Source organism: Tabrizicola sp. (assembly GCF_022842145.1).
In the GTDB taxonomy this organism is placed as follows: domain Bacteria; phylum Pseudomonadota; class Alphaproteobacteria; order Rhodobacterales; family Rhodobacteraceae; genus Tabrizicola.
Genome location: NZ_JALHQD010000010.1, coordinates 76,582 through 83,932 on the forward strand (window position 1 = coordinate 76,582; position 7,351 = coordinate 83,932).

5 protein-coding genes are annotated in these 7,351 nt (G+C 64.5%); 3 read left to right on the forward strand and 2 right to left on the reverse strand.

Features of this window, described 5'->3' with window-relative positions; genetic code table 11:
• Positions 1-2: 2 nt before the first annotated feature.
• A complete protein-coding gene (locus tag Q0C42_RS19310; RefSeq protein WP_295079920.1) occupies positions 3-1,628 on the reverse strand; it encodes an extracellular solute-binding protein in 1,626 nt (541 codons plus the stop codon).
• A gap of 284 nt (positions 1,629-1,912) precedes the next feature.
• Between Q0C42_RS19310 and Q0C42_RS19315 the strand changes: the two genes are divergently transcribed.
• Genes Q0C42_RS19315 through Q0C42_RS19325 form a run of 3 tightly spaced genes read left to right on the forward strand, consistent with a single transcriptional unit; the run spans position 1,913 to position 4,365 of the window.
• A complete protein-coding gene (locus tag Q0C42_RS19315; protein WP_295080160.1) occupies positions 1,913-2,962 on the forward strand; it encodes an ABC transporter ATP-binding protein in 1,050 nt (349 codons plus the stop codon).
• 15 nt (positions 2,963-2,977) lie between these two features.
• Positions 2,978-3,430, forward strand: a complete 453-nt coding sequence (locus tag Q0C42_RS19320; RefSeq protein WP_295079923.1) for an RbsD/FucU family protein — start codon at positions 2,978-2,980, stop codon at positions 3,428-3,430.
• A gap of 17 nt (positions 3,431-3,447) precedes the next feature.
• A complete protein-coding gene (locus tag Q0C42_RS19325; protein ID WP_295079926.1) occupies positions 3,448-4,365 on the forward strand; it encodes a ribokinase in 918 nt (305 codons plus the stop codon).
• 145 nt (positions 4,366-4,510) lie between these two features.
• Here the strand turns inward: Q0C42_RS19325 and Q0C42_RS19330 are convergent.
• Positions 4,511-7,351 (reverse strand): invasin domain 3-containing protein (locus tag Q0C42_RS19330; protein ID WP_295079929.1); only part of this gene is annotated, 2,841 nt, incomplete at its 5' end.

The window sequence follows — 7,351 nt, forward strand, 5'->3', positions numbered from 1 at the left end:
CGTCACATCCCCAGGCTCGCCTTGTAGAGCGCGACCTGGCTTTCGCGGCCGATCTGGTCGGTGATCTTCTCCCAGGCGGCGGCAATGGCATCCGCCGTTTCCTGAGCCGACTTGTAGGTGCCGGCAAAGCCCTTGGCCAGTTCGTCCTCGGCGACCGAGTAGTACTGGAAGATGCCGGGGATACGCGGCTCGATCGCGGCGTTCGGGTGGTTGTAGCTGTCGGCGTTCGACCCGAGATAGTCCTCGATGAAGGCGCGGTCATAGCCGGCGGCTTCCCATTCCTCGTACTGGAAGTGCGAGTTCCGATAGGGCTGGAAGCCCGACGGATAGGCCGCCGTCCACAGGGACAGGTCCTTGCCACCCAGGTGGGCAGCGGCGGACCATGCGGCCTTGCGCTTCTTCTCGTCACTGGAAACGCGGCTGGTCACATAGATGCCCCAGCCGATATAGGCCATGAGCGGCGCTTCGTTCGCGGTTTCCTCCCAGGCACCGGCAGCCGAGTTGTAGCGGCGGGTCGAGCCGGGGTTGATCCCGAAGCCGACGACGTCACCCACGACCGACGTGTCGGACGTGCGCGCCGAGGATCCGACGTCGCCCCACCACATCAGCATCGAGCCGGTTCCGGCAAGGAACTGGCTGAACGCCGTGGTGCCGGGGTCGGCGTTGATCTGGTCGGCAGGGTAGGCCCCGGCGGCGATCAGGTCCATCACGTCCTGGATAGCCTGGACCCAGCCCGGATTGTTGACGCGGGGTTTCATGGTGTCGGGATCAAACAGCCATGCCGGATCGTCCGGGTGCTTGACGTAAGCGGTGGCGCGGTTGGCAATGAAGTACATCCCGAAGCCGCCCCAGCCCTTCAGTGGGTCAAGGTAGCCGTGTGCCGGCAAGCCTGTCAGCGGGTCGGTCTGGCCAATCAGCGCCTTCGAGACGGCGTTGACGTCCTGCCAGGTCTTGGGAACCTCGGCCCCGCCGATCGCGCCCTCGCCGAAATAGTCCTTGCGGTACGAGAAGGTGTGGCAGTCGCCGTCGATGGTGATGCGGTAGGACTTGCCGTCCCATGTCCCGACCGGAGGCTGCAGGTAGCCCACAAGGTCGTCCGCTTCGATCTGGGTGGCCACCCATTCGGGCATCTCGTCCAGCAGGCCCTTGCCGGCAGTGTCGCCTTCGAACGGCGCGCCCATCTCGATGATGTCGAAATCGACGGTGCCGGTGGCGATCGACTGCTGCAGGCGGCTGTTGTAATCGGCCTGCGCAAGGTCGATCCAGTTGATCTTGGCGCCGGTATAGGCCTCCCACGGCTTCAGGAAGCCGCGGAACAGGAAGTTGTGCAGGTTCTGGTTGTTCAGGCCCAGGAAGGTCAGCTCGACCCCGGCAAACTCGCCTTCGGCCACGCTGGCTTTGGTGGCACCCAGGCAAAGTTCGCCCACCTTCTGCCAATCGGCGTCCGTCGGGCTGCCCATGCCCACGCCCGGGATCTTCAGGATCTCGGCGCGCACATTGTCCTGCGCGCTGGCCATGCGGGCGGTCATCGGCATTGCCGCCATCGCGCCCAGGGCAGCGGTGCCCTGCAGCATCCGGCGACGGCTGAGCCGCGACCGGGACATCATCTCGTAAAGTTCGACCTTCAAGGTAGCTCCTCCCTTTGGAACATGCCCGCCCGGTTTGTCCGGTGCGGCCTGGTGTCTGAGTGTCAGTGTGGCCGGACCCTGCCCTTGGCGGGTCTTGTTGCGGTCCGCAGGCGGAATGGCATCCGAAACGTCTTCCGTTCCCCCCGTTCGGCAGATTGCCCAGAGTCAGCTTCGCAAGCTGTCAGGGGCCTGTCAAGATTCTAACATGTTAGTATGGTCAGCGGATGGACAGAACTGTCCTTGCTGCGGTAGGACTCTGGCAGCAGACCCTGGGAGAGAAGTCTTTGGCCGAAGTGACGATCCGCGCGTTGCGCAAGACCTATGGCGGCTTGCAGGTGATCCACGGCCTTGATCTGGACATTCCGGACGGGGCTTTCGTGGTGCTGGTCGGCCCGTCGGGCTGCGGCAAGTCCACGCTTCTGCGGATGATCGCAGGGTTGGAAGAGGTCACGGCGGGCGACGTGATGATCGGGCCGAAGCGGGTGAACAACCTGCCTCCGTCGGAACGCGACATCGCGATGGTGTTCCAGAACTACGCGCTTTACCCGCACAAGACCGTGGGCGCCAACATGGGCTTTGCGCTGAAGATGCGCGGAATGGACAAGGACGCGGTCCGCCAGAAGGTCGAACACGCGGCGGCGATCCTGGGCCTGACCCCCTACCTTGACCGCTATCCCCGCGCGCTGTCCGGCGGACAGCGCCAGCGGGTGGCAATGGGCCGGGCCATCGTGCGCGACCCGCAGGTTTTCCTTTTTGACGAACCGTTGTCGAACCTGGACGCCAAGCTTCGCGTCCAGATGCGGACCGAGATCAAGGAGCTGCACCAGCGGCTGAAGACCACGACGGTCTACGTGACCCACGACCAGATCGAGGCGATGACGATGGCCGACCGGATCGTCGTCATGCAGGGTGGACGCATCGAACAGGTCGGCGCACCCCTGGAGCTTTACGACCGTCCCGCCAACACCTTCGTTGCGGCCTTCATCGGCAGCCCTTCGATGAACCTGATCGACGGGCGCATCGTTGCGGGGCGGGTCGAGGTGGCCGGTGCATCGCTGCCCCTGCCCCCCGGGGTGACCGCCGACGAAGGGCGCGACGTGGTCTACGGCATGCGGCCCGAGCATCTGTCCGAAGCGTCCGAAGGACTTTCCGGCACAGTCGCGGTTGTCGAACCCACCGGGTCCGAGACGCATGTCGTGGTGCGTCTGGCCGGGCGCGAGATCACCGCGGTCTTCCGCAACCGGGTCGCCTTCGGCCCGGGCGCCACGATCACTCTGGCGCCCGACGCCGCGGTGTCGCATGTATTCGACAAGGCCACGGGCAACCGCCTTTAGGCCAAGGGGGAACAAATGCTCAAGGGAATCGACAACCGCCTGAACGCCGAGGTTCTGGCCTGCCTGCGCGCGATGGGACATGGCGATGTGCTGATCGTCGCTGACACCAATTTTCCGTCTGATTCCGTGGCGCGGGCCACGGTCACCTGCCAGCTTCTGCGGATGGAAAACCTGACGTCCGCCGAGGCCGTCCAGGCGATCCTGTCGGTTTTGCCGCTGGACACCTTCGTCGACGACTTCGCCGGCAGGATGGAGATCGTGGGCGACCCGACCTCGATCCCCCCGGTGCAGGCCGAAGTTCAGGCCGAGATCGACCGTGCCGAGGGCAAGCCGCGCCCGATGATCTCGATCGAGCGCTTCGCCTTCTATGACATGGCGCGCGAGGCCTATGCCGTCATCCAGACCGGCGAGCGGCGCTTCTACGGCTGCTTCATGTTCCGCAAGGGCGTGATCCCGCCCGAAGCCTGAAACGGAGGGTCCAGCCCATGAAACCGATCGTCATTCTCGGCATCTTCGTTGCCGACACCGCATATCGCGCGGAACGCCAGCCGAAGATGGGCGAAACCATCCTTGGCACCTCCTTCGTCCTCGGGCCGGGGGGCAAGGGCTCGAACCAGTCGGTTGCGGCCGCGATGGCGGGGGGAAAGGTCCATTTCATCACCCGCCTGGGGGCGGATGCCTTCGCCGACATCGCGCAGGCAACCTGGGCCAAGGCGGGGGTCGTCCCGGAGGTGAAGGTGGATGCCGAAAGCTATACCGGCGCGGCCTACATTTTCATCGAGAATGCCACCGGCAACAACGCGATCATTGTGGCCCCCGGCGCGGCGGGTCGGGTGTCACCGGAGGATGTCGAGGCGAAGGCGAAGCTGATCCGCTCGGCATCGGTCTTCGTCACCCAGTTGGAACAGCCGATCCCCGCCGCCCTCCGCGGCTTGCAGATCGCACGCGCCGCCGGTGTGACCACGATCCTGAACCCTGCCCCGGCCGCCAGCCTGCCGGACGAGATGCTGGCACTTTGCGACTTCGTCACCCCCAACGAATCCGAAGCGGAAGCCCTGACCGGCCTGCCCGTCGCCACGGTCGACGAGGCGACGGCAGCCGCCCAGGCGCTGCTGGCCAAAGGCGTCGGCGCCGTGGTCATCACGCTGGGCGACAAGGGCGCGCTGTATCATGACGCGAAGCAGACCGTGCATGTGCCCGTGATCTCGGCCGGTCCGGTGGTGGAGACGACCGGAGCGGGCGATGCCTTCAACGGTGGTTTTGCCGTGGCACTGGCCGAGGGTCAGGACGTGATCGCGGCCGTGCGCTTTGGCTGTGCTACGGCTGGTATCTCTGTGACCCGCCCCGGCACTGCCCCGGCAATGCCCTCGCGGAGCGAGGTCGAAGCCTTGCTCGCCCGTTAGCGCGGGGCAGCTCCGACCGGCCGAGCAGCCGGTCGGACTTTAAATGCGAACCTGACAGACATTGCGACTGGGGCCTGCACGGGACAGGAGTCCCCACGCCTGCCCACGCCGCAAAGCGAGGTGGGGGGCCAAGACCCCCACCCCGTCAGAAATCGATCTGGGCAGTCAGTCTCAGGTTCCACGCCTCGAAGCCGGGCTGACCGATCCCGTCATAGCGGACCGCGGCCTCTCCGCGCCACCCGGCATCCCAACGCGTCCGCACGCCGAACTCCAGCGACCCTCGGGTGTCATCATTTTGCTGACCGGGCGCGGAGTTGTGGAAGTCCCAGTCAAGCTTGGGGATGACAAACGCAGTCATCGCACCAGATCCGGTCGGCCAGTCGACTTCCATCGACAGTGACAGCCGCCCGATTTCAGCCTTTGTGCCTGCGATCGAGACTTCGGAATTGCCATCCGTAACAAGATAGCCGCCCTGGGTTTCGCGCATGTAGGCCACGTCGACCTGCGGCGTCAGCTGCGCCTGTCCCAGATCGAACCGCCCGTAAAGCGCCCCGCGTGCCAGGAACCGTCGCGTCTCGAAATCACCGCTCCACAGGACGTCGTCCGAGAACACATCGATTGCCGCTGTGTTGCTGGACTGGCCCCAGGCCATGCGGCCGGTGAAGAACAGATCCTCGGTGATTTCGCCGGACACATAGGGACCGACCATCCAGCCGGTGCCCGAAACATCCGAATGTCCGTCGATGCTTTCGGACGCCTTGTCGGCCAGCGCCATCACACCGAAGGCCAGACGTTCATTGACCAGGTAGTCCACGCCAAAGAAGACGATCCCGAACCCGCCCTTGCGTTCTTCCAGGGAGCCGGTCGCGTCCGTGTACGAGCTGTACTGCCCTTCGGTCCAGAAGTACCAGTTCCGGTCCCTGGAGGCGAAGTTGCCGGCGAAGCTCAGTTGCGTCGCAGGGCTCGCATCGGACGCCGACACGTCCAGACCGCCCGTTGGGGCCTGACCCAACCGACCGGCCAGTTGCAGATGCGAGGCCAGTTCACCTGAAGTGGTGTCGTGATTCACGCTGAACTGCAGCGCCGAAGTGGCTTCCCGCCGGCGCTCAAGCTGGTGAGAGCTTGGTTCGGCAGAGAGAAGCCTGTCCATCCGGCGCTGGATGAAGGCCGAGGTGACATCCTTGAAGGCCTCTCGAACAGCCTGTTGGTACTCTGCGAACCGTACGGTCGTTGGGGCCGCGATGGCGATGCCATTCACAGTCCCACTCACCGTGGCGACACCCACCTCTGTGGCTGCCGTCAAGGTTGCCGAGTAGGTTCCATCCCCATTGTCCGTGACTGCGCTCAATGTACCGAGCGTTGATACCAATGCAACTGTGTCCCCGCCCGACGGTAGAAGAGAGCCTTCGGCATCATAGAGACTGACGGTGATCTGGGATGTATCAAGACCGTTTGCCCTGATCTCGCTCGGCGATGCGTTTAGGGCTGAGCCCGTTTCATCAATCAAAATGAACTCAACAAACAGTTGGTTCAGCTGATCAACTCCGTCGATTGTCACGGTAATCGTTGCTTCACCCGGCTCAGCGGAACGCAGGAAGGCTGTATAGGTGCCATCCCCATTGTCACGCGTCAGAACGGTCTTGCCCGACGGGTTAATGAACAGTGTTCCGAAGTCTGTTGTGAGTTCGACGGCCTTTCCGATAACAGGCAGGTTGTTTTCATCCGTCAATGTTATAGTGATTTCAACCGCGTCCGCGCTGTTGGCGATGCCCGTCGACTTGTCTGCCTCGGCCTCAATAAAGGTTGCTCGCTCGACGATCAGGGTGAAGGTGAGGACCGAGAAGTTGCCCGAGGCGTCGGTGCCGGTGACGTTGACCACATAGGTCCCCACCACGCCGGGGTCCTGCAGGGTCAGGACCCCGCCGCTGGTGATGTTGAAGAGCGCCGCATCGGTGCCCGACAGGCTCCAGGAGCTCACCGGCTCGTTGGCGGTGAAGGTGGTCACGGCGCTGGTCCCGGCCTCGATTGTCGTAGTATCACTGCCGAGCCCGTCCGTGGTCGTGTTGTTCGGCCCGGTCAGCACCGGCTTGGTGGTGTCGGTGACCGTCAGGGTAAACGCCATGACCGAGAAGTTGCCCGAGGCGTCGGTGCCGATGACGTTGACCACATAGGTCCCCACGACGCCGGGGTCCTGCAGGGTCAGGACCCCGCCGCTGGTGATGTTGAAGAGCGCCGCATCGGTGCCCGACAGGCTCCAGGAGCTCACCGGCTCGTTGGCGGTGAAGGTGGTCACGGCGCTGGTCCCGGATTCGATGGTGCGGCTGTCCGTACCGGCTCCGGCGGTGGTCGAGCTGTTCGGCCCGGTCAGCACCGGCTTGGTGGTGTCGGTGACCGTCAGGGTGAAGGCCATCGTCGAGAAGTTGCCCGAGGCGTCGGTGCCGGTGACGTTGACCACATAGGTCCCCACGACGCCGGGGGCCTGCAGGGTCAGCACCCCGCCGCTGGTGATGTTGAAGAGCGCAGCATCGGTGCCCGACAGGCTCCAGGAGCTAATCGGCTCGTTGGCGGTGAAGGTGGTGACGGCGGTGGTCCCGGATTCGATGGTGCGGCTGTCCGTACCTGCTCCGGCAGTGGTCGCGTTGTTCGGCCCGGTCAGGACCGGCTTGGTGGTGTCGGTGACCGTCAGGGTGAAGGCCATCGTCGAGAAGTTGCCCGAGGCGTCGGTGCCGATGACGTTGACCACATAGGTCCCCACGACGCCGGGGGCCTGCAGGGTCAGCACCCCGCCGCTGGTGATGTTGAAGAGCGCAGCATCGGTGCCCGACAGGGTCCAGGAGCTAATCGGCTCGTTGGAGGTGAAGGTGGTGACGGCGGTGGTCCCGGATTCGATGGTACGGCTGTCCGTGCCCGCCCCGGCGGTGGTCGCGTTGTTCGGCCCGGTCAGCACTGGCTTGGTGGTGTCGGCGACCGTCAGGGTAAACGCCAT

What these genes read in the sequence shown, in the direction of transcription:
- Q0C42_RS19320 (WP_295079923.1), top strand. Translation starts at nt 2,978, where the DNA reads ATGCTCAAGGGAATCGACAACCGCCTGAACGCCGAGGTTCTGGCCTGC.
- Q0C42_RS19325 (WP_295079926.1), top strand. Translation starts at nt 3,448, where the DNA reads ATGAAACCGATCGTCATTCTCGGCATCTTCGTTGCCGACACCGCATAT.